Annotated in this window: 17 protein-coding genes, 1 tRNA gene, 2 pseudogenes and 1 other annotated feature; of the genes and pseudogenes, 3 read left to right on the top strand and 17 right to left on the bottom strand. The window is 31.0% G+C overall.

The features are described 5' to 3' along the window. Positions 1-67 precede the first annotated feature (67 nt). Both DQN46_RS07520 and DQN46_RS07525 read left to right on the top strand, forming a co-directional pair. The gene (locus tag DQN46_RS07520; RefSeq protein ID WP_111743582.1) at positions 68-334 is read left to right on the top strand and encodes a transporter; all 267 of its coding nucleotides are present in this window, start codon (positions 68-70) and stop codon (positions 332-334) included. Between the two features lie 174 nt (positions 335-508). Beyond that, on the top strand, positions 509-1,672 hold the full coding sequence (locus DQN46_RS07525; protein ID WP_111743583.1) for a multidrug effflux MFS transporter: 1,164 nt from the start codon (positions 509-511) through the stop codon (positions 1,670-1,672). Positions 1,673-1,790: 118 nt separating this feature from the next. On the opposite strand, the pseudogene DQN46_RS08775 reads toward DQN46_RS07525, so the two are convergent. From DQN46_RS08775 to DQN46_RS07535, 3 genes and pseudogenes are all read right to left on the bottom strand, one after another. Then, positions 1,791-2,057, bottom strand: a pseudogene (locus tag DQN46_RS08775) (transglycosylase SLT domain-containing protein); the annotation flags it as partial. 102 nt (positions 2,058-2,159) lie between these two features. Further along, positions 2,160-2,759 (bottom strand): annotated as a pseudogene (locus tag DQN46_RS08780) (ubiquitin-like domain-containing protein); the annotation flags it as partial. A 5-nt stretch (positions 2,760-2,764) separates the two neighbouring features. After that, positions 2,765-3,550 carry a TatD family hydrolase gene (locus tag DQN46_RS07535; RefSeq protein ID WP_004633549.1) on the bottom strand — a complete coding sequence of 262 codons (786 nt, stop codon included), beginning with the start codon at positions 3,548-3,550 and terminating at the stop codon, positions 2,765-2,767. A 347-nt stretch (positions 3,551-3,897) separates the two neighbouring features. Between DQN46_RS07535 and DQN46_RS07540 the strand changes: the two genes are divergently transcribed. Continuing rightward, positions 3,898-3,968, top strand: a tRNA-Thr gene (locus DQN46_RS07540). Between the two features lie 42 nt (positions 3,969-4,010). On the opposite strand, the gene ybaK is transcribed toward DQN46_RS07540, so the two are convergent. From ybaK to DQN46_RS07605, 14 genes are all read right to left on the bottom strand, one after another. After that, positions 4,011-4,502 carry a Cys-tRNA(Pro) deacylase gene (ybaK, locus tag DQN46_RS07545; RefSeq protein WP_004633550.1) on the bottom strand — a complete coding sequence of 164 codons (492 nt, stop codon included), beginning with the start codon at positions 4,500-4,502 and terminating at the stop codon, positions 4,011-4,013. 289 nt (positions 4,503-4,791) lie between these two features. Beyond that, positions 4,792-5,952: a 5-methyltetrahydropteroyltriglutamate--homocysteine S-methyltransferase gene (locus DQN46_RS07550; RefSeq protein WP_111743585.1), complete on the bottom strand. Its 1,161-nt coding sequence runs from the start codon at positions 5,950-5,952 to the stop codon at positions 4,792-4,794. A gap of 135 nt (positions 5,953-6,087) precedes the next feature. After that, on the bottom strand, positions 6,088-6,831 hold the full coding sequence (locus DQN46_RS07555) for a cyclase family protein (RefSeq protein ID WP_111743586.1): 744 nt from the start codon (positions 6,829-6,831) through the stop codon (positions 6,088-6,090). Positions 6,832-6,924: 93 nt separating this feature from the next. Continuing rightward, positions 6,925-7,172 (bottom strand) — a binding site (T-box leader). A gap of 317 nt (positions 7,173-7,489) precedes the next feature. Continuing rightward, positions 7,490-7,939, bottom strand: coding sequence for a hypothetical protein (locus DQN46_RS07560; protein WP_111743587.1), 450 nt, complete (start codon positions 7,937-7,939; stop codon positions 7,490-7,492). 239 nt (positions 7,940-8,178) lie between these two features. Then, positions 8,179-8,958 (bottom strand): DUF4037 domain-containing protein, encoded by a 780-nt coding sequence (locus tag DQN46_RS07565; RefSeq protein ID WP_111743588.1) that lies wholly within the window; start codon positions 8,956-8,958, stop codon positions 8,179-8,181. A gap of 251 nt (positions 8,959-9,209) precedes the next feature. Beyond that, positions 9,210-9,617, bottom strand: a complete 408-nt coding sequence (locus DQN46_RS07570) for a hypothetical protein (RefSeq protein WP_111743589.1) — start codon at positions 9,615-9,617, stop codon at positions 9,210-9,212. Positions 9,618-9,789: 172 nt separating this feature from the next. Next, positions 9,790-9,918, bottom strand: coding sequence for a hypothetical protein (locus DQN46_RS08855; protein ID WP_263433188.1), 129 nt, complete (start codon positions 9,916-9,918; stop codon positions 9,790-9,792). A gap of 22 nt (positions 9,919-9,940) precedes the next feature. Further along, the gene (locus DQN46_RS08650) at positions 9,941-10,201 is read right to left on the bottom strand and encodes a hypothetical protein (protein ID WP_197712500.1); all 261 of its coding nucleotides are present in this window, start codon (positions 10,199-10,201) and stop codon (positions 9,941-9,943) included. 224 nt (positions 10,202-10,425) lie between these two features. Further along, a complete protein-coding gene (locus DQN46_RS07580; RefSeq protein ID WP_231941205.1) occupies positions 10,426-11,652 on the bottom strand; it encodes an MFS transporter in 1,227 nt (408 codons plus the stop codon). Between the two features lie 87 nt (positions 11,653-11,739). Continuing rightward, the gene (locus tag DQN46_RS07585; protein WP_111743591.1) at positions 11,740-12,348 is read right to left on the bottom strand and encodes a TetR/AcrR family transcriptional regulator; all 609 of its coding nucleotides are present in this window, start codon (positions 12,346-12,348) and stop codon (positions 11,740-11,742) included. A gap of 157 nt (positions 12,349-12,505) precedes the next feature. Next, the gene (locus DQN46_RS07590) at positions 12,506-12,976 is read right to left on the bottom strand and encodes a GNAT family N-acetyltransferase (RefSeq protein ID WP_111743592.1); all 471 of its coding nucleotides are present in this window, start codon (positions 12,974-12,976) and stop codon (positions 12,506-12,508) included. Between the two features lie 114 nt (positions 12,977-13,090). Further along, positions 13,091-16,531 carry a Cna B-type domain-containing protein gene (locus tag DQN46_RS07595; protein WP_111743593.1) on the bottom strand — a complete coding sequence of 1,147 codons (3,441 nt, stop codon included), beginning with the start codon at positions 16,529-16,531 and terminating at the stop codon, positions 13,091-13,093. A gap of 1,000 nt (positions 16,532-17,531) precedes the next feature. After that, positions 17,532-20,105 (bottom strand): Cna B-type domain-containing protein, encoded by a 2,574-nt coding sequence (locus tag DQN46_RS07600; RefSeq protein WP_111743594.1) that lies wholly within the window; start codon positions 20,103-20,105, stop codon positions 17,532-17,534. 692 nt (positions 20,106-20,797) lie between these two features. Then, positions 20,798-23,938 carry a Cna B-type domain-containing protein gene (locus DQN46_RS07605; RefSeq protein ID WP_111743595.1) on the bottom strand — a complete coding sequence of 1,047 codons (3,141 nt, stop codon included), beginning with the start codon at positions 23,936-23,938 and terminating at the stop codon, positions 20,798-20,800. Between the last annotated feature and the right edge of the window lie 676 nt (positions 23,939-24,614).

Consider the following 24,614-nt stretch of genomic DNA (forward strand, 5'->3'; position numbering starts at 1 on the left):
CTATTTTTATTTGCACCTTTATTTTTCTTTTGTTATAATTTAGATATTATTTTATAAGGAGAATATAATGGTAACAAATGAAGAAAACAAAAGATTAGAGTTGCTAACTAAATATACTAATTGGATAAAAAAAAGCAAACTAAAACTTTTAATCGTTTTTATTATCTATTGCACTGTTTTACTGCTAAACTTTTTATTCTTTAAAAACCATCGTATCTTTACTACTGCAAGCTTACTTATGTTTACTTACATTATTTATGTAGGCTCACTAATTTGGTTTATAAATAATAAACTAATCGCTAAAATTGACAGTGTTGATTTCAAAATAAAATAAGAGTATAATCTAGTTTTTTAAACTCATATCGAAAACATTCGATAAAATTAAAATTCTATTTTATACTCTTATTTTTATTGCTCAAAAAATTTTCTTAAATACGCTAAAAAAAACTTACACAAAAAAATTTTTTGTGCTATAATCGTTAGTATTCTCAAAAAGAAAGGAGTCGTAATGACAAATAGAAAAAATTCAAAATTGTTCCTAGTTTTATTTTTAGGAACTCTATCGGCATTTGGGCCATTCGTTACAGATTTATATTTACCAGCTTTACCATTCATGGGGGAATATTTTGGCGCTAATACCTCTACAGTTCAACTTACACTTACAGGAAGTATGGTTGGTTTGGCCTTAGGACAGTTACTTATCGGGCCTATTAGCGATAAATACGGAAGAAAAAAACCACTATTAATCAGCCTTATTGTTTATCTAATCAGCACAGTTGCCATTATTTTTTCACCTAATATATATTTAATGGCAATCCTTAGACTTATCCAAGGGCTTGCATCTGCTGGAGCTTTAGTTATCTCAAGAGCTGTTTCTACCGATCTTTATAGAGGTCGAGAAATGGCGGAATTTTTTGCACTTCTTATGGCGGTAAATGGTCTTGCTCCAATTTTATCACCGATTATCGGTAGCTTGTTGCTACAATTTACTGACTGGCGTGGGATTTTTGTTACCTTAGCACTTATAGGTGCACCTTTAATTATTACATCCATGAAATTTAATGAATCATTAAAAAAAGAAAAGCGTCTTGATGTCCCAGTTCTAAAAACATATTCATCTATTGTAGCAGTAGTTAAAAACAAACTATTCTTTATGCTTGTTATGATTCAAGGTTTGGCTATGTCAGCTATGTTTGCTTATATCGCTGCTTCTCCTTTTATTCTACAAGTCCATTACAATTTATCTTCGTTTGCATATAGTTTATGTTTTGGACTTAATGGTTTAGCTTTAGTTTTAGGAAGTAAAAGCACTACAAATTTTAGAGAAAAAACAAGCATGACTTTAGGTTTATCTATTATGCTTTTAGTAAGTATTTATTTAGCCATCGTTCTTACTCTAACACTACCATTTATTTTTGTTGAGATTAGTTTCTTTTTACTTCTTTTAGGATTAGGTTTTATCTTACCTGTAGGTGGGGCTTTAGCTATGAGTTTAGAGCGCGAACGTGCTGGTAGTGCATCTGCCCTATCAGGTTTTGTTCCATTCTTCTTAGGTGGAATTGTCTCGCCTCTAGTTGGAATTGGTAATATTTTCTATTCTAGTGCAATAGCTATTCTTATATGTTCAGTTGCATCATTCTTACTATATAAGGCAGTTGAGAAAAGAATATAGAATAAACAACCTCTTAGAATTTGTGGTTTTTTTATTAGCTACTTTCTAAGAGTTATTTTTTTACAATCTTATAATTAAAAAACTCCCGAAAATCTTTTCGAGAGTTTTCTATTTTATATTACATTCCCCAAGCAGATAAACCTTGCGCTTGATATGCACGAGTTGCTGCGTTGATTTGGTCTTCAACTGTTGCTGTTGATCCCCATCCTGGCATTGTTTGGAATAATCCGCTTGCTCCTGACGCATTTCTTGCACCTGGTTGACCGTTTGATTCACGAGCAATGATGTGTTCCCAAGTAGATGCTGGTACTCCTGTACGACGAGCCATTTCTTGAGCTGCCGCTGCACCTGTTGCTCCAGCTGTATTTCCGTTTGCTAACGCTACTGTTCCACCTGCTGTTTTCACCATTTGGCTAGCTGGACGTTGTTTTGTTCCAACAACTACTACTTTAGCTGTTGCTTCTGTTAAAACTTTTTCAGAAACAACTGTTTTAGATACTTCTTTACCATTTTCTCTTACTACGTTGTAAGTAACTTCTTTTTCTCCGTCTTTACCTTCAACTTTAGTAACTTTTTCATCTACATATTTAGTATCATCTTTTTCTTCTTTAGTTTCGAATTTTATAGCTTCTTTTCTTGTTTCTGTAGTTGTACTATTTCTTGTGATTTTAATAGTATCTACTTCTGCTACTTCGCTGCTTAATTCTGGAGTTACTTTATCTTCAGATCCTAAAGTAATATTAAGCTCTTTTAGAATATCTTCTACTTTTCGATAAGTAGTTTTTCTTGTTGTTGTAGTTTCTCCATCAACTATAGTGATTTCACGAGCTCTGTAAATGTTAATAGTTTCTCCACCTTTAACTTTTGTATCAAGTCCTGGCTCGATTCTATCATCTGCACTAAAAGGAATGTCATTAGCGATAAGCACTTCTCTTACAGTTCCTTTTTTAGTTTTTAATTCAATGCGTGTATTATCCATGTTTACGGCAAAAGCTGATTTTCCTGTGTATTCTTCTGCTATCATAAACGCTCCTGATAATAATACTCCTGATGTTGCTGCTGCTACTAAAATTTTTCCTAATTTCATTTTTATTAATCAATCTCCTTTTTGTCTATTCTAAACAACTTACATGCATTATTAAATGTTTGTTTTGTTAGTTGTTCATAAGTCATCTCTCTTAAATCTGCTATTTCTTGTGCAACATAGTGCACATAAGCAGGTTCATTTCTTTTACCTCTATAAGGTGTTGGCGTTAAATACGGACAATCTGTCTCTATTAAAAGTTTATCCAATGGACAAGCTTTTGCTACTTCTTTAGGTGTCTTAGCATTTTTAAATGTTACTGGACCTCCTAATGAGATGTAGAAGTCTTCTTTTAACATAATCTTCATACTTTCTACTGAACCTGAAAAACTATGCATTATTCCACCAACTTCACTAGCTTTTTCTTCTTGAAGGATTTTTATAGTATCTTCCATCGCATCTCTTGTATGAATCACGATTGGTTTATTTACTTCTTTCGCTAGTTGAATTTGTCTTCTAAATACTTCCTTTTGAATATCTTTCGGACTTTTATCCCAATGATAATCTAAACCAATCTCACCGATTGCAATTACTTTATCATTTGTCAATGCGATATTTTTTATCATTTCATACTTTTCTTCTGTAAAATCTATCGCTTCAACTGGATGCCAGCCTATTGTTAAATATAAAAAGTCATATTTAGCTGTGATTTCTAGTGCTTTTTCTATACTTTTGTCATCGAAGCCTACTATATTAATTAATTTTACACCCGCTTCTTTAGCGCGTTCTATAGTTTCTTCTAAGTCTTCTAAATAAGCATCATCATTTAAATGCGCATGTGTATCAAATAACATATTACGCCTCCTTCACCTTTAAGATTATAACAAAAAAAAATTTCAGTAGAATATCTAAACTATTTCAATTCCATTACAATCCTCTTTCAATTCATAAAAAAACACTTGAAAACGCTGTAAAATCAATGTTTTTGTGAATAAGCAAGAAGTATTTACTATAAAATATACTGTTAATCTATTTAATTAAACCAACATTTTAATTATTATTTCAATAAATCTATTCTAAAAAACCATAAAAAAATTGGTCTTCATTAATTAAAATACTAGCAAGTTTGTAAATAATTCATGTGACTGTCCCATAAAGTAAATTTGCATAGAAAATAGTTTATATGATATAATTCTTATGAGCCGCTATAGTTAAATGGTATAATAGAGCAATGGTAATGCTCCGTTCCCAGTTCAATTCTGGGTGGCGGCATAAAAAAATAGTTTTTAGTAAAAACTAAAAACTATTTTTATTTTATTCTGCCTTAATATCAACTATTTGGGCATCTATAAGATTTTCCAATATTTCTGGTTTAACTTCTACTTGATGTCCTACCTTACCAGCTGAAACAATAATTGATTCAACTTCACGACATCTATCGTCTACAAATGTTGGAAAAAGTTTTTTCATAGCAAATGGCGAGCAACCACCTTTTACATAACCTGTGATTTTTGTTAAATCTTTTAGTGGTAGCATCGATAAACTTTTTAATCCGGCTGCTTTTGCTAGTTTTTTGAAGTTGATGTTATCCTCACTCATCAGCACTCCTACTACATAATTTCCTTTACCATCTGTCGTCATAATTGTTTTGAAAACTTGATTGTGATTACGACCAATTATATCAGCAACTCCAACACCAGTCTTTGCAGCGTCACTCGTTGCGTCAAATTCAAAATGGGTATATTCTACATTATTATCATCCAAAAATCTCATAGCATTTGTTTTGATTTCTTTTTTCTTAGCCATACTTTTACCTCATTATATTACCTTTACACGAATTTTATCAATTATTTATAAACTATATTTTACTCCAAACTAATATATGTGTCAAAAACTTATTGCTAGACTCTTCTTAATTTTATAATAACCTATCCCCTTCCTTATCTTTTCTTCTATAATAATATGTAAAAAAGCGAAAACTCAAAAATAGAATTTCCGCCTTTCTTATATATACTCAAACTTAAGATGTTTTCAGATATAAACTTATTAATATTTCATATGCAGCCCGATAAGTTATATTACTTAATGTTCTATATTACTTATCTCCCCAAACTTCTTGTGCAATTTCGCTAATTAAAGCAATTTTTTTCCATTGATCTTCTTCTGTTAAAATATTTCCTTCTTCTGTAGAAGCAAATCCACATTGCGTACTTAAGTAAATATTTTCTAATGGTACATATTCACTTGCTTCACGAATACGCGCGATTACCTCGTCTTTATTTTCTAACTTTCCTGATTTTGAAGTAAGTAGTCCTAAAACAACCTTCTTATCATTTCCTACTTTGGCAAGTGGTTTGAAATCACCTGCACGGTCTGTATCGTATTCTAGGTAGTAAGCATTAACGTTCTCTTCACCGAATAACGTATCCGCCACGCTGTCATAACCGCCAGAGCTAGCCCATGTCGAGTGATAGTTCCCACGACAAATATGAGTATTTACCACTAAGTCTTCTGGAAGATCTGTTAAAATCCCATTATTAAGGGTAATAAATTCTTTTTTGAATGTTTCACGGATTCCTTCTGGATCAAAGCCACTTCCTTCTGCGATTAATTTAATTAATCTATCATCAACAATTGCTCCCCAAGTACAGTCATCAAGTTGAATTACACGACACCCCGCATCATAATGCTCTTTAATTACTTGTTTGTATGCAGCAATAATATCCGCGAATAATTCTTCTTTATTTGGATAAATGCTATTTGTTTGGGCAATATGTTCTTCATCACGAATCAACTCAAAGTAAAACTGTGCTGGTGCTGGAATAGTTTGCTTAACTTCTGCTCTATCACCTACCAAATCACGTAAAAACTTATAATGTTCTACAAACGGGTGATTTTCTCCAGAAATTTTTCCAACTACATCAGCTGAGTCTGGTTTTGTAGTTTCATCATGGAACTGATAACCGATTTTTGCTTGAGTATGTTCTACTCCATTAAGCCCCCAGAAGAAATCAAGATGCCAGTATGCACGACGAAACTCTCCATCTGTTACTCCTTTTAAGCCGTGGATTATTTGCTTTTCAACTAATTCTGTAATTGTTTTATCTTCTACTTTTGTTAATTCTTCTTTAGTAATTTCACCAGCTACAAACTTAGCTCTTGCCTCTACTAATTCTTTTGGTCTTAAAAATGATCCAACATGATCTACTCTATATGGTGCTTTTCCTACTAATTTATTTTGACAATTTTTACACATAATTTTTTCCTCTCTAATCCTGATTTTTTTTACTTCATAAAACTTTTTGCTTCTAACTTCTTTACTTTCTTAATTTCTATATTTTATAAACTTCTAACTTTCTTTACTTCTTTACTTTTTTTCTATAAAAGGCCTTTATTTTTCTTCTTCTGGTAGTATTGCTACTACGCGAGCTGGAGATCCAGTCGCTTCTGTCCAGTTTGGATAAGCTACTGAAATCAATGCTCCAGTTGCTGGTACTTGATCAAGATTTGCAAGTACTTCTACTTGATAAATATCTTGTTCCAATAAATAATACTCATTTACCAATCCTTCTGCCGCAGCACTCACTCCAGAATCAGTATCTAGAGTTTCATGTCCAACTGCTTTAACTTTTCTTTCTTTAATTAAAAATTCTAATGCTTCTCGAGACCAACCTGGTGTATGTTGTACTTCATTTTCATCAAGATTTCTTATCTCATCATAGTTAGGCCAACGCTTAGACCAATCACTACGGAATGCTACAAACGATTCCGGAATAATCTCCCCATATTTTTCTTCAAAATCAAGAATATCTTGTTTAGTAATTTTATAATCATTGTTAGTAGCTACTTCAGCACTCTTATCAATAACATATAAAGGTAACAATAAATCCTTTAGCTCAATCTCATCAAGCCATCTTCCACCTTCTACAAAGTGGATAGGGGCATCTATGTGAGTTCCATATTGACCAACTACTGAAAATTTTTGGACATAAAATCCATCTTTCAGTGTAAATAATGTTTCTTTTTCTAATGCTGGTAATGCTGGAAACTTCGGAGAGTTTTCATCAATCTTATGGCTTAAGTTCACCCATTTTTTAGATTTTAACGTTTTATAAATACTTAATAATTCTGACATTGTTTTTTCCTCCAATATTTATATAAAAGTCTAAGTTAATTCTCCTTTTGATTATTTTGAGAAATAAAAAAGCCCTCACAGAAGCTACGCTTCTGCAAGGACGTCTAATCATTTACGTGTTACCACCTTACTTTATGATATTCTCACAAATATCAACTCAAAAAGTACGCATCAAATTTGATGTTATACCCTGAAGCTATAACGGGCTCACCCGTAAAGGTCTAATTATTCGACCATTAACACTCAAAGACCATTTTCAAAGTTTCCAATACGATCTCTTTTCACCATCCGAGACTCTCTTTACCATCTTTCACTTTTACTTATCTTATCGACGTGTGAATCATTAACTTGTGATTAAGTATACCAACTTTTAAAAATAATGTCAATACTTTTTCGAAAATAAAATTTGTTTTTTGATAAAATATCTTTATCTTATGATTTTATAGTTCGTTTTTAAATTATATTGTTTGAAAATAATAATCTAATAGTTTCTTTAAAACGAAAAAATCGGACTTTCTTCCATAGGTGACAGTTGTCTTTTGCGAACGATTAAGAGCGAAAATTATTTTAACATATTGCTTATTTTTATCTGTAGCTAAAAATTCTTCTTTATCGCTATAAAATAATTCTTTAGCAATCTCTTTTTTAATAACAGCTTTTACCCATTTAACCCGCCGAATTCTATTTCATAATCGCTATCTATTTCAATACAAGCTAAATGACCTAATAGATAATCAGGCTCTGCTTCCAAATCTAACATTATACTCCAATCTTTCTCATCTAAAAATAAAGATACATTGTTAATAAACAACGCACTAATAAAGTCCTCCTCATCAATTTCACACTCAGCATCAAATTCACCATCTTCTATCATATCATTAATTACTTCTATATAATGGCTATTTTCCTCCATAAATGCGTCTATAATTTTATTTTTGTTTTCATCAATCCATTGAATTTTATCTTGTACAAAAGAGACAATTTTTTCTTGGTTTTCTTGTGAATCTACAAAAATTGTTACTTCCTCTCCCCAAACGCATAATTTACCTTCATATTCGTTTTCACCCGTTAAAGTAAATTCATTGTTATCTATCATAAATTTTGTCATACAATATCTCTCCTAGTTTAATCCTAACTTCAAAATCTTGCTAATTCAAGCTCCATGGTCTCTTTTTTAGCATTTAGTTTATCTTCATCTTTTTTCCATTAACTGGCTTCTTAGAAAGTATCTGATTTTTCTTTTTTAAATATAATCCCATCATAATTAGGATAGATAGAAATATTAGTCCAGATAAATTCTAGACTAATTACTAATTTCTGATTTGTCATCATGCGGTGTATCTATAACTATATGATTTCTTCTAAATTTTTTATAATATTTTTCAAGTTTTTTTCTACGTCACCTATACTACTACCTACACTATATAATAACATATTCAGAGACTCTTCAAATTGTTTAGGAAGAATCTTAGCATGTTCTTTAGCATACGAAATCATTCTCTTTTCTCCTGGGTGAGCAAGTTCATTTATCGCAAAGATAATATCAAAATAAGATTCTATAAATGCTGCAATACGGTGATTTACACTCACAAAATCTCCACGATTAAATGCTTTTAAAATCTGCTTATCATACGAAGGTAAATTCCCTGTTAATAAACGGAAATTTTTTGAAATAATATTTTCTTTTAACTCCTTAGGAAACGGAACGGCAAATCTTTCTTGTATTCTAGAAAATTCTTTATAAGGATCATAAAGAATTTTACTATTTTTCAAATTATGCCAAAAGCATGTTGTATATCCGTTACCCGCATGATGTTTTTCCACAACATTTTCTATATTATTCTCAAAATCATTTATATTTCTATAAATAATATCTATATCTATTCCATCAGATAAAGTACAATCATCTTCGCATTCCCAAAATTGATTATTTAACTCAATATAAGAACAATATTTATCTAAAATTAATTTTCTAACATCTTTGTCGGGAATGCTTGTACAATAAATATATAGGTCATAATCAGAACTTTCATCATAGTTATTACTACTTCTAGAACCTCCTAATACTATTGCCGTTACCTCTGGTAATTTAGTAAATTCCAACCAAAGTTTATCAAATACTACCATTTTATTATCCTTTCTACATTAATAAATATATTAACAAAATTTTTATTGCACTTTATTATAACATATACCCACATTTAAATATTCACAAACTTTAAACTATTATTTGGAACTTATTAAAAATATAATAATTGTATGTTTGTAAATAATACATAATAGCATTAATGTTTCTAAAATTATAGGAAGATTATTATGTTCTAAATTTATGCGTATCCATAATCTTCTCACATATTAAAAACCATTATCCGTCCTTATTAGATTTTTTCACTATCTAATAAACTCTCAATCATCACTTCTAGTAAATTTTCTGGATTAATAACAAATCCATCAGCTGTAATTTTTTCATTAAAATACTCTACGGATTTATCATGATTCAGAAATTTATTAAAACAAAGATACTGCTCTATTTCGTCAAGTAAAAAAGCACTTTGTTTTAAAGACTCGTCATCAAAACTATTTGCATAGTGAATACTTTTCATAATACGTTTTATCTTTGTTTTAGGGTATTCTTTTTTTAATGTATCTCTTAAGAAAACCACAGTGTCATAAAAACTGCCTTTTTCGAAATCAACAACATTAATTTCAATAATATTTTCATTGTATAAATGTTCTATAAGTTCTATTAAACGTTGCTTTAGTCGCACCCTAATCTTTTCCTCCATTCTTCTCAAAGTTAACGGTAATCTTATTTTCTATTTTCTCATTAAAATAATTTATAACATCCTCGTCATATTCTCTCCAGTCAATCCAAATAATTGAATCAATTTAGCTTGCTTCGTTGGCATCTTACAAAAATTGTTTTAATTCTAAATACGTTTTTCCCATAGTATTTCACTACTCCTCTATTTCATATATCATTTTTCCTAAATAATAAATATTCATAATACAATCTACATGAACATCATCATTCCATAACCAGTCCTGAAATACCGCTCTACCCCAATTATATGTTTCTATAATCACTTCAAATTCACTATCTTTGTACTTATCTTGATATTCTTCTAAATAAATTCCCTGAAAACTTTTCTCTTATTATGTCATCAAATACTAGAAAATCAACATCATCTATATCTACTTTCTCGAAAATAATCTTCGCTTTATGAGTATTTTCTGATTTATCTTCATTGTAAGAAAAAATATAATTAAAGTACAATATCAAATTGTCATTTATATGATCAATTTTTAATATTCTTGCGTCATGCAATGAGTACTTAAAATATTCTCCAAAGCCTCTTTCTATTTTCATTATAGTTCTCCTCTATATAGTTATTCAAATACAAATAGTATTATTATTCCAACATGTTGCTTCTTATTTTGATTATATCAAATTCAATTACAGTGTTCAATAATAACCAAGATAATCTATTTTCTATATATTATCTTTAAGAAAAACAAAAATAAAGGAACTTTTCTAAAAGCTCCTTTTAAAAATATAGAAATAACGTTTAAGGTTTAATCTTACATACCTTTTTAATCTAATATAGATTTCTCTGACTTTTCCTCCAATTCCCTAATTTCATTTTTGCGTGGTAATATCAATGCTACAATCACAAGAAAAATGCCTGCAAGAATAATCATAAGTGCAGCACTTCTCCCCTCTCCTTTACCAATCAACGCAAGTATTGCTTGAGAAAAACTTCCACTCTCTTGAAGAAAAGGAGAAATTATAAAATCAACAAATCCACCTACTGAGGCATATGCAACAACGTAACCTACTTGAGAAATAAGTCCAATCAATCCCCAAGCCTTACCTTGATGAATTGTTGGAACGGTAATTCTTACTAGATAATCCATCACTGTATTCGCAAACGGTAAACTTAGGAAAAGACAAAAACCAAAGATACAAACTAATACTTTATTCTGCCACCACCCAAATGCAATCATAGCTATCCCCATGCCTAACAGTGCATATTGTAGAACATTTGTAAAATCTTTTTTTATACTCACCTTACTTAAAATCAAACCTCCAGCCAACATTCCAAAAGCTGAAATAGTTGTTGCAAATCCTACAAAAGATTCTCCTCCAAAGGATAGAAGCATCGGTATCATAAGAGTCTGAACAGTCCCCAGACAAAATGAAACTAACACCCCAAGCATAACTAGAAGCCAAAGCCCTTTATTATCATAGATAATACGAAAACCTAATTTCAAATCTTCTTTCAAATTCTCTTTAGTCTTCTTATGTGTTCCTTGCATCTCTTTTCTTACAATATATGTAATAGGTAATGTGATTAATATTGTTAAAATATCAAGAAGTAATACAGAGTGAATGCTTGCTATACTTAAAACCAAGCCTGCAAGTACAGGAGAAAGAAGATAGCGGGAAGCTGGAATTAATTGCACCATTCCACTAGCTTTTGTGTATTCATCCTTTTCTAGTAAATCGGATATAGTAGCTCGAAAAGATGGCTCTACTAAAGAAGAAAAAGCTGAACTAATAGCTGCTCCAAGTAATATTCCTCCAATAAGAAGTTTACTATCCAAAAATTGTAAAGAAAATAGAATGCACGCCAGACCAATAATCGATAATCCATCTCCCAACATCATTAATAATCTACGGTCATGACGGTCTGCTAGGGCTCCAGCAAATGGAGAAAGCAATAGTCCAGGTAGAAATCCTGCTAAAATTATCAACCCCGTCATAGTACTCATTCCTGTTTTCTGATACATAAAAATACCTAGCGCAAAAGAACTCATTCCCGAGCCACTCGTGGAAATAAGGCTCGCTACCCATAATAAAAGAAACTTCTTATAACCATTACTCAACTTAGCCACCCCGCTTCTTTATAAAGCTAACGTCTTAAACTCGGCAAAGCTTCCTTCTTTTGCCCCTAATACTCTCTCCATATTATATAAAAGGCTCTCCACTCGACGTTCTAAATCATTCTTATTCAACTGTTCATATTGTCCATCCACGAACCCCATTATCATAATCAAAATAGTTTCCGCACTCTCATAAGGAAAAATGTTATCGAATAAACCTTCTTCAAACCCTTCTTTAATAATCTCACCTAATAAAGGTGTAATATTTTTCATAAATGCTCTATTACTCTTCTCATGAAATAATGCATTCTGGGGTTGATTTAAATAATCAATCATCAAGTCACCGCCAGCTAGACGTTTCATACTCATACTAGCAAATAACGAAAACATTTTTTCATAGATGTTTAATTCTTTCTGTAAAATAACTTTTTGAGCATCTTTTACTATTTGTATTGCAGAACGCTCTATAATCATATCCATAATTGCTTCTTTAGATTCAAAATGATAGTATAAAGTACCTCTTGCAATATCTAATTTGCTCAAAATATCACTAATCGAAGTATTATCATAACCCTTCTCCAAGAAAAAAGCTAGTGAAACATCTAAAATTTGTTCTTTTTTATTCTTCATCTGTTTCTCCTTATTTTTAGACTGACAGTCGGTTTTTTTATAGTTTACCAGAAAAGAAAAAATCTGTCAATCGGATTTAGAAATTAAAAAAAAAAAAAAACGATAGAATTTTCTACCGTTCTTAAATTTTGTTGATAATTTCATAATTCAAAATTTATTATTCTCCAAGGTATTTGATATATATTTGACATGGATTCCATTCATCCCATAGAGTAGGAAAACATTCCAATTCTTTATACCCCATCGCTATATAAAACTTATTAGTAATATCATACTCTTTGTAGCAACCTGTCTTAACTGTTTTCACCTGTGAGTATGTATATCCTAATTTTTTAGCCAAGATTTCAAATGCGTTATTCAATTTTGAACCAATACCCATTCTATGAAATTTCTTCTTAACACCCATAACAAAAATATCTGCACAATCCTTACTCGTTGCATTTAAAACAATATAACCTGCGACTTCATCATTCACATAACAAGCCAATAATGGTTTATCTTGCGAATCTATAATATAATTTTCTGTGCTTTCAGGAAGTCCAAACCATTCTGGTAAGTCATAAAGTACTTCCTTGGATATCTCTTCTTTTTCTTTCTTATCTATAACTTCTTTAATTTCTATTTTCATCTTTTCCTCAATAAATTCTAATTTATTTATCCATTCTTATTGTACCATAAAAAACCAAAAATACGAGACACGAAAAAACGTGTCTCGTATTTCTTAAATTAGCTTTCTATTAATTTAGTTAGCTTTATTTTTTCTTCTAATTAACACATATCCTGCTAGTAACCCCAATACTCCTAAGCCTCCTACTTCTCTTGGCGCGCTTCCTGTATTAGGTAATTTTGGTTTTGGTGGAATGTATTTGTTTGTAAGGTCATATCCTTTTATAGATTTTTTATATCCTGGTACATCTACTTCATCTATTCTATATTTGATTAATTTTCCATTTTCATATTTTGGTAAATCTGTAAATGCATAGTTCCAGTTATTTTCTGCCGTTACTTCTTTCTCTGCTACTTTTGTTGTTTTTCCATCAACTGTTTTGTTTAAGATTACTTTTATTGTTCCTGGACGTTTTCCTGCCTGATCATTATTGTCAAGCCATGTTTTTGTCCCTGTTACTAATACTTTCTCTGGTTCATGTTTGTTTGTTATGTTGAATTTGAATGTTTCATCATTTGTTTCAACTTTACTTATTTCTACTGTGTAATCTTTAACTGGTTCTTCTGTAACAAAGTATTCTATTTTTTGTCCTTTTTCATACTTGTCAAGATCTTCAAATTTCCACTTCCAACCATCTGCTTGGGTTACTTCTTTTTCTGCTACTTTACTTGGCTGTCCATCCCCAACCTTTTTCTTCAGAATTACTTTAATCTTAGTTGGTCGTTTACCATCTTGATCGTTCGCATCATCCCAAGTTTTTGTTCCTTCTACTGCTGTTTTTTCTGGTGTATGTTTGTTTGTTACATTGAATCCATCTATATTAGTTTCATATTCTGCAACTACTTCTTCTTTTATAGTATATTCAATTTCTTGTCCTTTTTCATACTTATAAAGATTTTCAAATTTCCACTTCCAACCATCTGCTTCTGTTACTGTCTTCGTTTCAATTTCAGTTCCATTCTTAAACAGCTTGATTTTGATTTCTTTTGGTCTCTTTCCATCTTGGTTGTCTGCATCGTTCCATGTTTTTGTTCCTTGAATATTTACTACTTCTGGTGTATGACTATTTTTAAGATTGTAGCCTGTAACTTCTTTTTCATATCCTGGTACGGCTTCTTCATCTATACTGTATGTGATTTCTTTTCCGTTTTCATATTTTGGTAAATCGTTAAACTCGTAGTTCCAGTTGTCTTTTGTTACTTCTTTTTCTGTTACTTTTGTTGTTTGTCCGTCTACTGTTTTGTTTAGGATTACTTTGATTTTATCTGGGCGTTTCCCATCTTGGTTGTTTGAGTCATCCCATGTTTTTGTTCCTGCTACACTTACTTTTTCTGGTGTATGACTATTTTTAAGATTGTAGCCTGTAACTTCTTTTTCGTATCCTGGTACGGCTTCTTCATCTATACTGTATGTGATTTCTTTTCCGTTTTCATATTTTGGTAGATCGTTAAACTCGTAGTTCCAGTTGTCTTTTGTTACTTCTTTTTCTGTTACTTTTGTTGTTTGTCCGTCTACTGTTTTGTTTAGGATTACTTTGATTTTATCTGGGCGTTTCCCATCTTGGTTGTTTGAGTCATCCCATGTTTTTGTTCCTGCTACACTTACTTTTTCTGGTGTATGACTATTTTTAAGATTGTAGCCTGTAACTTCTTTTTCATATCCTGGTACGGCTTCTTCATCTATACTGTATGTGATTTCTTTTCCGTTTTCATATTTTGGTAGATCGTTAAACTCGTAGTTCCAGTTGTCTTTTGTTACTTCTTTTTCTGTTACTTTTGTTGTTTGTCCGTCTACTGTTTTGTTTAGGATTACTTTGATTTTATCCGGGCGTTTTCCGTCTTGGTTGTTTGAGTCATCCCATGTTTTTGTTCCTGCTACACTTACTTTTTCTGGTGTATGACTATTTTTAAGATTGTAGCCTGTAACTTCTTTTTCGTATCCTGGTACGGCTTCTTCATCTATACTGTATGTAATTAGTTTACCATTTTCGTATTTTTGAAGATCATTAAATTCATACTTCCACTCTCCAGAAGCATTCGCTCTAACTTCTTTTTCTGTTACTTTCGTTGTTTGTCCGTCTACTGTTTTATTTAGGATTACTTTGATTTTATCCGGGCGTTTCCCATCTTGGTTGTTTGAGTCATCCCATGTTTTTGTTCCTGAAATATTTATATTTGTTACTTTGGTATTTTTCACAGTCCAAAACAGTGGTTCACCTTGAACAACAGTTGCTTCTTTTTCTGTAGGATCAAGCTCATATCCTTCAGGTGCTTTTGTTTCTTTAATTTTATATTTCCCTGGCTCTAATTTCCCAGAAACTGCTTCTCCTTTTGCATCTGTTTTTAATGTAAAAGTAGATCCGTCTTTCACTTTTGTAATTAAAAATTCAGCATTAGGTAGCTTCGTTTGTATATCATTTTCATCAACTTTGAAAATTTTGATTTTTTGGGTTAAGTCACCTTGACCTCCCCCACCAACTTCTGCGCTTCTAAATGCAGCTTGATACGCTACATTTTTGCTATCACTATGAAAGACACCTTCATTTCGTAACTTAAGTTGTGGAATGTAAGTAGATGTATATTGGATAAGATATTGTCTACCATTCATATCACCAAATTTTTTACTATAATCGAATGTAAACTTGGTATCATTATCAGAGAAATGTAAAAAATCTTTTATTTCATCATATCTATATGATTTAACAACACTTTGTGTACTTCCGTGTGAATTGAATATAACTTCATGTACTACAAAAGTATCTTTAATATAATGAATTCCAGGAGGTAAAGTCCCTTCTTGAACATAAAGTTTATCTGAGATACTTACATTTTTATAATTACCTTTTGTATGATTGACACGTAAAACCCATCTAACTTGGTCATCTTTCCCAGAAACTGTTTCTCCCCATTTAGCAAATGTTTCGTTTGTTACAGTCCCTTTTGTTCCTATTTTAATGTTAACAGATTTCTTAACTCCGCCAATTTCAACAGAAATTAAGTTATTTTGACCTTCTTTTATTTTTTTGTGATCAAATCCCGCCTGTAAAAACAGATTACCTTTTACATTTTCTTTATTTTCTACATAATTTGTAAATGTAACTTTTACTGTTCCTCCACCTGTCTCTTCCCCATTAGAATAAATATGGGCGTTAGCGATAACAGTACGTCCATCTGGAGCATAAAGTGGAAAATCTACTGCTGCCCCACTTGTTGGATATTTAAATTGATCAGGTAATTTAACAATAAAGTAATCACCTTGCTTCAACTGGTTCCCATATGAACTAGCATCCCAGTCCATATCTAGTCGAAACTGACTCCAATAATTATATTCCCCTCCACTTGGGATAGGTCTACCATCACTCGTTTTAATTTCAAATCTAGTTATCTTTGTATTAACACGGTTAACTTCTGCCGCTTTTACTAATGATAAGTTACTATTTTGTAGCAGAATCCCTAAAAGCATTGAAAAGGCTAGAAATAATTTAAATGCCTTTTTAATAATTTTATTCTTTATCACTATAAATCTACCTCCTAATATTTTTTATTATGTTCATATTTATTTCCCTTAAATACTTCCTTTACTTTCACTTTATAAAAAATCTTGAATTAGCTTTTACACAAGAATAGCGCTATTAGCGCCTACTTTAATCCAGATTTTTAATTATTATATTAAGTACTATTACTTTATATTAGGAAACTTAATACCAAAGTAATTTCACTTATACAAGATTACATGATTGGTCCAAACTTTCCAATCATAATGAAAATAAAAAATAAAGTAAATCATGCCTATTAATTTTTTATAGCTAATATACTTAGACTCATTAAATTCTAGTGCTTAAGTTGTTGTATTTATAATTTTTTAACAACTATCTTGCTTCTAAAACATAATCTTGCTTATACAACATTGTATCATATTTTTTAATGACTGTCCAATTATCTCCTGATTCCTTATTCTTCTACTATTGTTTTACTTTGTAAGTACCCTAAACCTATTCTTAATTTATATTTTTTGGTTGGTATTTAAAAAGCTTTATTACCTTTTACTAGGAAGCGTAGTTTAAGGCAATTTCCTTAGACAAAATCGCATGATTAGCACAAATTCACTGAATTTTATTAACTCTAAATTTTATTAAAATTATGCTTATTAAATTTTTTCAGCTAATATACTTAGTTCCTTTTTATTCAAAAAACTATAGTTATTAGCTTTACAAATTATACTATTTTTACTCTTATAGCATCCATATACCACAAGGACACGCACTTGTCTCAAGTCAATTATATCACGATTAGCACTTAATGTCCACTTATACGAATTGGCTATTTAAATTGAAATTATAATTTTCCTAGTGCCTTTAACTTGCTTAATATAGTTTCTACCTATATTTTCTATAACGTTTATTCTTACTTTTATCTATCTAATCTTTTTATATACCTATACCCTAACCTATTTTTCACAAAACAATACGAGACATATATATAATATGTCTCGTATCTTTTCTATAAACTATCATCAATTAGTTAGTTTTATTTTTTCTTCTATTTAGTACCAATCCTGTTAGCAATCCTAAGATTCCTAAACCTCCAAGAGTGTTTGTTGTACTTCCTGTATTAGGCAGTTTAGGTTTTGGTGGAATGTATTTGTTTGTAAGGTCATATCCTTTTATAGATTTTTTATATCCTGGTACATCTACTTCATCTATTCTATATTTGATTAATTTTCCATTTTCATATTTTGGTAAATCTGTAAATGCATAGTTCCAGTTATTTTCTGCCGTTACTTCTTTCTCTGCTACTTTTGTTGTTTTTCCATTCACAGTTTTGTTTAGGATTACTTTAATCTTATCTGGGCGTTTACCATGTTCATTATGATTATCATCCCATGTTTTTGTCCCTGCAACACTTACTTTTTCTGGTATATGTGTGTTTTTCAGGTTGTATCCTTCTACTGATTTTTCGTATCCTGGTACGGCTTCTTCATCTATACTGTATGTGATTTTTTTCCCATTTTCATATTTTGGTAAATCGTTAAACTCATAACTCCAGTTATTTTCTTTTGTTACTTCTTTTTCTTCTACTTTTGTTGTTTTTCCATCTACTGTTTTATTTAGAATTACTTTAATCTTATCTGGACGTTTTCCATCTTGATTATTTTTATCATCCCATATTTTTTTACCAGCTATACTTACTTTTTCTGGTGTATATTTATTTTTCAAATTATAACCATCTGTTGATTTTTCATATCCTGGTACAGCCTCTTCATCTATACTATATGTGATTTCTTTTCCATTTTCGTATTTTGGTAAATCGTTAAATTCATAACTCCAGTTGTTTTCTTTTGTTACTTCTTTTTCTGTTACTTTTGTTGTTTGTCCGTCTACTGTTTTGTTTAGGATTACTTTGATTTTATCTGGACGTTTCCCATCTTGGTTATTTCCATCATCCCATGATTTTACACCTGCTATACTTACTTTTTCTGGTGTACGTGTATTTTTCAGGTTGTATCCATCTTTTGATTTTTTATATCCTGGTACGTCCTCTTCATCTATACTGTATGTGATTAGTTTCCCATTTTCATATTTTGGTAGATTATTAAACTCATACTTCCAATTTCCATCAGTATCTGCTTTAACTTCTTTTTCAGCTACTGTTGTTGTTGTTCCATCTACTGTCTTTTTTAGGATTACTTTAATCTTATCTGGACGTTTCCCATCTTGATTGTTCGCATCATCCCATGTTTTTTTGCCAGCAATATCTATATTTGTTATTTTAGCGTTTGTTGCTGTCCAAAATAACACTTCACCTTCAACTACATTTACTTCTTTTTCTGTAGGATCAAGTATATAGCCATCAGGTGCTTTCGTTTCTTTAATTTTATATTTCCCAGGTTCTAATTTCTCAGAAACAGCTTCTCCTTGGGCATCTGTTTTCAATGTAAAAGTAGATCCATCTTTCACTTTTGTAATTAAAAATTCTGCGTTAGGAAGTTTAATTTGCCTATCATTTTCATCAACTTTAAAAATTTTAATTTTTTGGATTAAATCCCCTTGTCCAGTACCACCAGCTTCTGCATTTTTAAACCACGATCTGTATACTACATTTTTTTCAGTACTCTTGAAAGTACCTTCATTTTTTAATTTAAGTTGTGGAATATATGTTGTATTATATGTTAGACGATATTGTCTACCATTTATATCTCCAAATTTTTTACTATACTCAAAGGTAAACTGTGTATCATTTTCAGAAAATTTTATAAAGTCTTTAAGATCATTATATTTATAAACATTAATAACTCTTGATGTATTCCCATATTGATCATATTCAAGTTCGTATAACACAAAAGAATCTCTAATATAATGAATTGTAGGTGGCAAGTTACCTTCATCTACGTAAAGTCTATCTGAGATAGTTAAATTTGAATAATTACCTTTTATATGATTAATACGTAAAACCCATTTGGCTTGATTATCATTTCCAGGAACTGTCGCTCCCCATTTAGCAAATGTTTCATTTTTTATAGTAGGTTTTGGTCCTATTTTGATATTTGTAGATTTTTTTACACTTCCTATTTGTATATCAATTATATTATCTCCACCTACATTTATTTTACTGTGAGCAAATCCTGCTTGTAAGTATAAGTTACCTTTCACGTTTTCTCTATTTTCTACGTATTTTGTAAATGTAACTTTTACTGTTCCCCCACCTTGTTCTCCATTAGAATTAACATGTGCATTAGCAACAACTGTTTTACCATCTGGTGCGTAAAGCTTAAAATCTACTGTCGGTCCGTCTGTTGGAAATTTAAACTGTTCTGGTAACTTAACAATAAAATAGTCCCCTTGTTTTAACTGATTTCCATACGAACTAGCATCCCAATCCATATCTAGTCTATATTGATTCCAATAATGATATCCTAGTGCAGGAGTTCCATCATGATTCTTAATTTCAAACCTAGTTATTTTTGTATTAACACGATCCACTTCTGTTCCTTGCGCAGATGTTAAACTACTATTTTGAAAAAGAACCCCTAAGAACATGACAAAGGCTAAAAAAAGTTTAACCGTTTTTTGAATAATCTTACTTTTCTTCATTTAAATCCTACCTCCCAGTATTTTTATTATTCATTGTATATTTCTTAGCTGCTTCCTTTATTTTCACTTCATAAATATCTGTTTTGAATTTAGAACAATAGTACTGTAAATGACTATTTAAACTCTAATTTCTATTGCGTGGTATTCTTACTTGATATTAGGAAGCATAACTATTCAAGTAATTTTCCTTATGTAAAATTGCATAATTATCACTTATTTTTCAAGTCCATTAATAAAATAAAGTGAATCATGCTTATCGATTTTACAGCAAAGGCTTCTTCTTACACTAAAGTCTATAATTATTACATTTCCAACTTTTTATATAGCAAATAATAACTACCTTCACTAAAAATCCAAACTCTCCTGTATATATTGTATCACAGTTCCCAATCAGTGTCCATTATTATCAAGATACAGCTTCAATATAGCGTTCCCATAGGTTTGTAATAGATATACAATAAAAACAAAAATAATTAAATTCAACTAAACTTAGAAAACAGGCTATTCTTGTAAAATTAGTTGTTCAAGAAATATATAAAGTAATCCTCACTATAAAATATACGCTAAAGTCATACAAAAACAGATTATAGCATCAATGTTTCTTATACCTCTAATTTAATAAGGAATAAAAAAACACGAGACACATCTTAGTCTTAATGTGTCTCGTATTTTTCCTGCAAACTTGCTATTAATTAGTTAGCTTTGTTTTTTCTTCTAATTAACACATATCCTGCTAGTAATCCTAATACCCCTAAGCCCCCAACTTCACTTGGCGCACTTCCTGTCTTAGGTAATTTTGGTTTTGGTGGGATATATTTGTTCTCAAGGTTATATCCTTTTATAGATTTTTTATATCCCGGTACATCTACTTCATCTATGCTATATTTAATTACTTTTCCATTTTCATATTTTGGTAGATCGTTAAACTCGTAGTTCCAGTTGTCTTTTGTTACTCCTTTTTCTGTTACTTTTGTTGTTTGTCCGTCTACTGTTTTGTTTAGGATTACTTTGATTTTATCTGGGCGTTTTCCGTCTTGGTTGTTTGAGTCATCCCATGTTTTTGTTCCTGCTACACTTACTTTTTCTGGTGTATGTGTGTTTTTCAGGTTGTATCCTTCTACTGATTTTTCGTATCCTGGTACGGCTTCTTCATCTATACTGTATGTGATTTCTTTTCCGTTTTCATATTTTGGTAAATCGTTAAACTCGTAGTTCCAGTTGTCTTTTGTTACTTCTTTTTCTGCTACTTTACTTGTTTTTCCGTCTACTGTTTTGCTTAGGATTACTTTGATTTTTTCTGGACGTTTTCCATCTTGGTTGTTTGAGTCATCCCATGTTTTTGTTCCTGCTACACTTACTTTTTCTGGTGTATGTGTGTTTTTCAGGTTGTATCCTTCTACTGATTTTTCGTATCCTGGTACGGCTTCTTCATCTATACTGTATGTGATTTCTTTTCCGTTTTCATATTTTGGTAAATCGTTAAACTCGTAGTTCCAGTTGTCTTTTGTTACTTCTTTTTCTGCTACTTTACTTGTTTTTCCGTCTACTGTTTTGCTTAGGATTACTTTGATTTTTTCTGGACGTTTTCCATCTTGGTTGTTCGCGTCATTCCATGTTTTTGTTCCTTGAACATTAACTACTTCTGGTGTATAACTATTTTTTAGGTTGTAGCCGTCTATAGATTTTTCATAGCCTGGTACGGCTTCTTCATCTATTGAATAAGTGATTTCTTTTCCACCTTCATATTTTGGTAAGTTAGTGAATTCGTAGTTCCAGTTATATTTTGCTGTTACTTCTTTTTCTATTACTTTTGTTGTTTGTCCGTCTACTGTTTTGCTTAGGATTACTTTGATCTTATCTGGACGTTTCCCATCTTGGTTATTCGTGTCATTCCATGTTTTTGTTCCTTGAACATTAACTACTTCTGGTGTGCGACTGTTTGTTATCTTAAAGCCTGCCGCCATTGAGCCTGTTACTATTCCTACGTAACCTTCTCCTACTGCTTCTTCCTCAACTGTGTATTGAATTTCTTGTTTATTTTCGTATTTATCAAGATTTTCAAATTTCCACTTCCAAGTTTTGTCAGCACCTTCTGTAACTACTTTTTCAGTTACATATTCCTGATTATTATTTCCAACCTTTTTATACAACTTAACCTTAATTGACGTTGGGCGTTTTCCGTCTTGGTTGTTGTTGTCGTTCCAAATTTTTTGCCCTTCAATTGTTCTTTTCTCTGGTTTGTATATGTTCTTTAAGTTGTAGTCTGGACCATTTGTTGCGCTTGTTGCTGTTGTTTCTTTTGTATACCCTGGCACATCAACTTCATCTACACTATATGTAATTGGTTTCCCATCCTCGTATAATGGTAGATTTGTAAACTCATATTTCCATTTGCCTTCAGAATTCGGAGTAACATCTTGGCGTTTTACTTCGCTTGTTTGTCCATCTACTGTTTTCTTTAGAATAACTGTTATTTTTGGTGGACGTTTTCCGTCTTGGTCATTATTGTCATCCCATGTTTTTTCTCCTGATACTTTTTCCTTTGCTTCAGGTTCATTTTTGATATTTTTTAATGCGATTTTATCAGAACCAAAATCAGCAGGATTAACAGTGATAGGCTCTGTTAATTTTTGGTAACCTTGTGGAGCTTCAGTCTCAACTAGTCTATACTCATCCCTAAGTAGTTTCCCAATCTCACCACTTCCATCTTGTCCTGTTGTGATTTCTCCGACTTTGGCATTGTTACGCACACGAATAACATCAAACTTAGCACCAGCTAATGGTTTATTATTTTCACCTGTCTTTAAAACTCTAAGTTTAAAGACATATCCTTCACCAGTACCACCCGCATCTTTAATTTTATAATTACCATCTTTTTCAAAACTTTTGTCATCGTAAGTTAAATTCGCTTTGTTTTTAATTTCTTCACCGGCTATCGGTGCATAACCTAACTTAACTTCATATAAAATTTGGAATCCTCTTTTTTCATTTGCTTCAGGATAATCTCCAATGTTAATTGTAAGTTTTTTACCCTCAAATTTAACTTTTCCCGCAGCTATAAATTCTTGAGTAACATCTTTTTGCCCCCCAAGAATTACATAAGATCCATGGTTTTCCCATTTTCCATTCAATATTTTAAGAGTACTTTGAATGAATGAAACATTCTCAGATTGAAGTGTATCTTCAAACTTGGCATTCACAAGAGCTACATTGTCTTGGTTAATTCTTATATCATATTTTCCTACAGTTTTATCAGATGTCATCCAACCACCTTTATTAAACTGAGTATTCTTAAATTGTGGTGGGTTATAGTCAACATCACCTGCCGGAATAAGCTTTCCATTAACTTCTAGAGTTACCTTATTCTTACCTGCTTCTTTTATTTTATCTGGATTAACAGAAACATTAAAATAAAATTCCCCTTTAACACCTGAATGTGTTTCTACATATTTTGTAAATGTAAGTACTATTTTTGCAGGATTTTCATTATACATTTGTGCTTTAGCGATAAGGTTATTATCTGCATCCTTTATATCAAAATGGTCAGGTGGTGCAGTGTCAATCCCTATCGGCAAGGTCATTGTGACAGTATCATTTTCTTTTACAACATTATCCGGCAATTTGAATTTCGCATATATCTTGAACCCCTGATATGCACCAACTTTTTGCCCCGGTTTAAATGGATTACCTTCTCCATCTGTAACCCTTGCCTCAGTGATTACATCTCCTTCTACTTCTTTTGCGTATGTTTTATTCCCAAACGGAACTAAACTTGAACAAATCATTGTAAATACCAGAAGAAAACTTAAGCACTTCTTCATTAATCTTTTCATTAACTTTTACCTCCTTCTAAAGTGAGATTGTTACTACTAGATTCCAGCAAAAAGAGTATTGTTAGAAAAAATAGTATAACCTTCATCAACTTATGTACTTTCATTATAAAAATACCTCCTTTTTTATTAGATTTTTTTTATTTAGAATATAACAAATTATAACACTCCCATTTTAGCATTGTAATACACTTCTATTTTATCTTAAAAAACTAGTCTATACAACTATTTAGATTCGATTTTTTCGCATTTTCTCCACAAAAAAAATATTGATTTTTATTCTTTTTTTAGAATTGGAGAGATTAAATTAATATATTTCATTAGATATACACAATATCTCCTTTTAGTGTTTCAAAATTGATAAAAGTTTTCAACAATAGCTGCACCAACCTTTAAAAAAGTCTATATATCAACCATCTACAATATATCAAATTTTTATTTTTTTTACATAATAAGAGAAAAATTTTTACAATAAAAAAATCAAAATTAAAAAAAACATAAATTTTATTATTAAGAATTTAACATTAAATTATTAAATACAAAATATAATCAATATAAAATATTGTGTAATATTTTTAAAGGTGATTTTTTTCATATCATTCTCCGATAAACAGCGTATTATTATATTACTTCGGTAAACTTATTTTTTTCTTTCTTCTCTTCATATGTATATTTACAG

It is taken from the genome of Gemella morbillorum (assembly GCF_900476045.1).
Taxonomy (GTDB): Bacteria; Bacillota; Bacilli; order Staphylococcales; family Gemellaceae; genus Gemella; species Gemella morbillorum.

What these genes read in the sequence shown, in the direction of transcription:
- DQN46_RS07535 (WP_004633549.1), bottom strand. Translation starts at nt 3,550, where the DNA reads ATGTTATTTGATACACATGCGCATTTAAATGATGATGCTTATTTAGAA.
- DQN46_RS07580 (WP_231941205.1), bottom strand. Translation starts at nt 11,652, where the DNA reads ATGAGTTCTTTTGCGCTAGGTATTTTTATGTATCAGAAAACAGGAATG.
- DQN46_RS08650 (WP_197712500.1), bottom strand. Translation starts at nt 10,201, where the DNA reads ATGAAAATAGAAAGAGGCTTTGGAGAATATTTTAAGTACTCATTGCAT.
- ybaK (WP_004633550.1), bottom strand. Translation starts at nt 4,502, where the DNA reads ATGGCTAAGAAAAAAGAAATCAAAACAAATGCTATGAGATTTTTGGAT.
- DQN46_RS07520 (WP_111743582.1), top strand. Translation starts at nt 68, where the DNA reads ATGGTAACAAATGAAGAAAACAAAAGATTAGAGTTGCTAACTAAATAT.
- DQN46_RS07555 (WP_111743586.1), bottom strand. Translation starts at nt 6,831, where the DNA reads ATGTCAGAATTATTAAGTATTTATAAAACGTTAAAATCTAAAAAATGG.
- DQN46_RS07560 (WP_111743587.1), bottom strand. Translation starts at nt 7,939, where the DNA reads ATGACAAAATTTATGATAGATAACAATGAATTTACTTTAACGGGTGAA.
- DQN46_RS07525 (WP_111743583.1), top strand. Translation starts at nt 509, where the DNA reads ATGACAAATAGAAAAAATTCAAAATTGTTCCTAGTTTTATTTTTAGGA.
- DQN46_RS07570 (WP_111743589.1), bottom strand. Translation starts at nt 9,617, where the DNA reads ATGGAGGAAAAGATTAGGGTGCGACTAAAGCAACGTTTAATAGAACTT.
- DQN46_RS07550 (WP_111743585.1), bottom strand. Translation starts at nt 5,952, where the DNA reads ATGTGTAAAAATTGTCAAAATAAATTAGTAGGAAAAGCACCATATAGA.
- DQN46_RS07590 (WP_111743592.1), bottom strand. Translation starts at nt 12,976, where the DNA reads ATGAAAATAGAAATTAAAGAAGTTATAGATAAGAAAGAAAAAGAAGAG.
- DQN46_RS07585 (WP_111743591.1), bottom strand. Translation starts at nt 12,348, where the DNA reads ATGAAGAATAAAAAAGAACAAATTTTAGATGTTTCACTAGCTTTTTTC.
- DQN46_RS07605 (WP_111743595.1), bottom strand. Translation starts at nt 23,938, where the DNA reads ATGAAAAGATTAATGAAGAAGTGCTTAAGTTTTCTTCTGGTATTTACA.
- DQN46_RS07565 (WP_111743588.1), bottom strand. Translation starts at nt 8,958, where the DNA reads ATGGTAGTATTTGATAAACTTTGGTTGGAATTTACTAAATTACCAGAG.
- DQN46_RS07600 (WP_111743594.1), bottom strand. Translation starts at nt 20,105, where the DNA reads ATGAAGAAAAGTAAGATTATTCAAAAAACGGTTAAACTTTTTTTAGCC.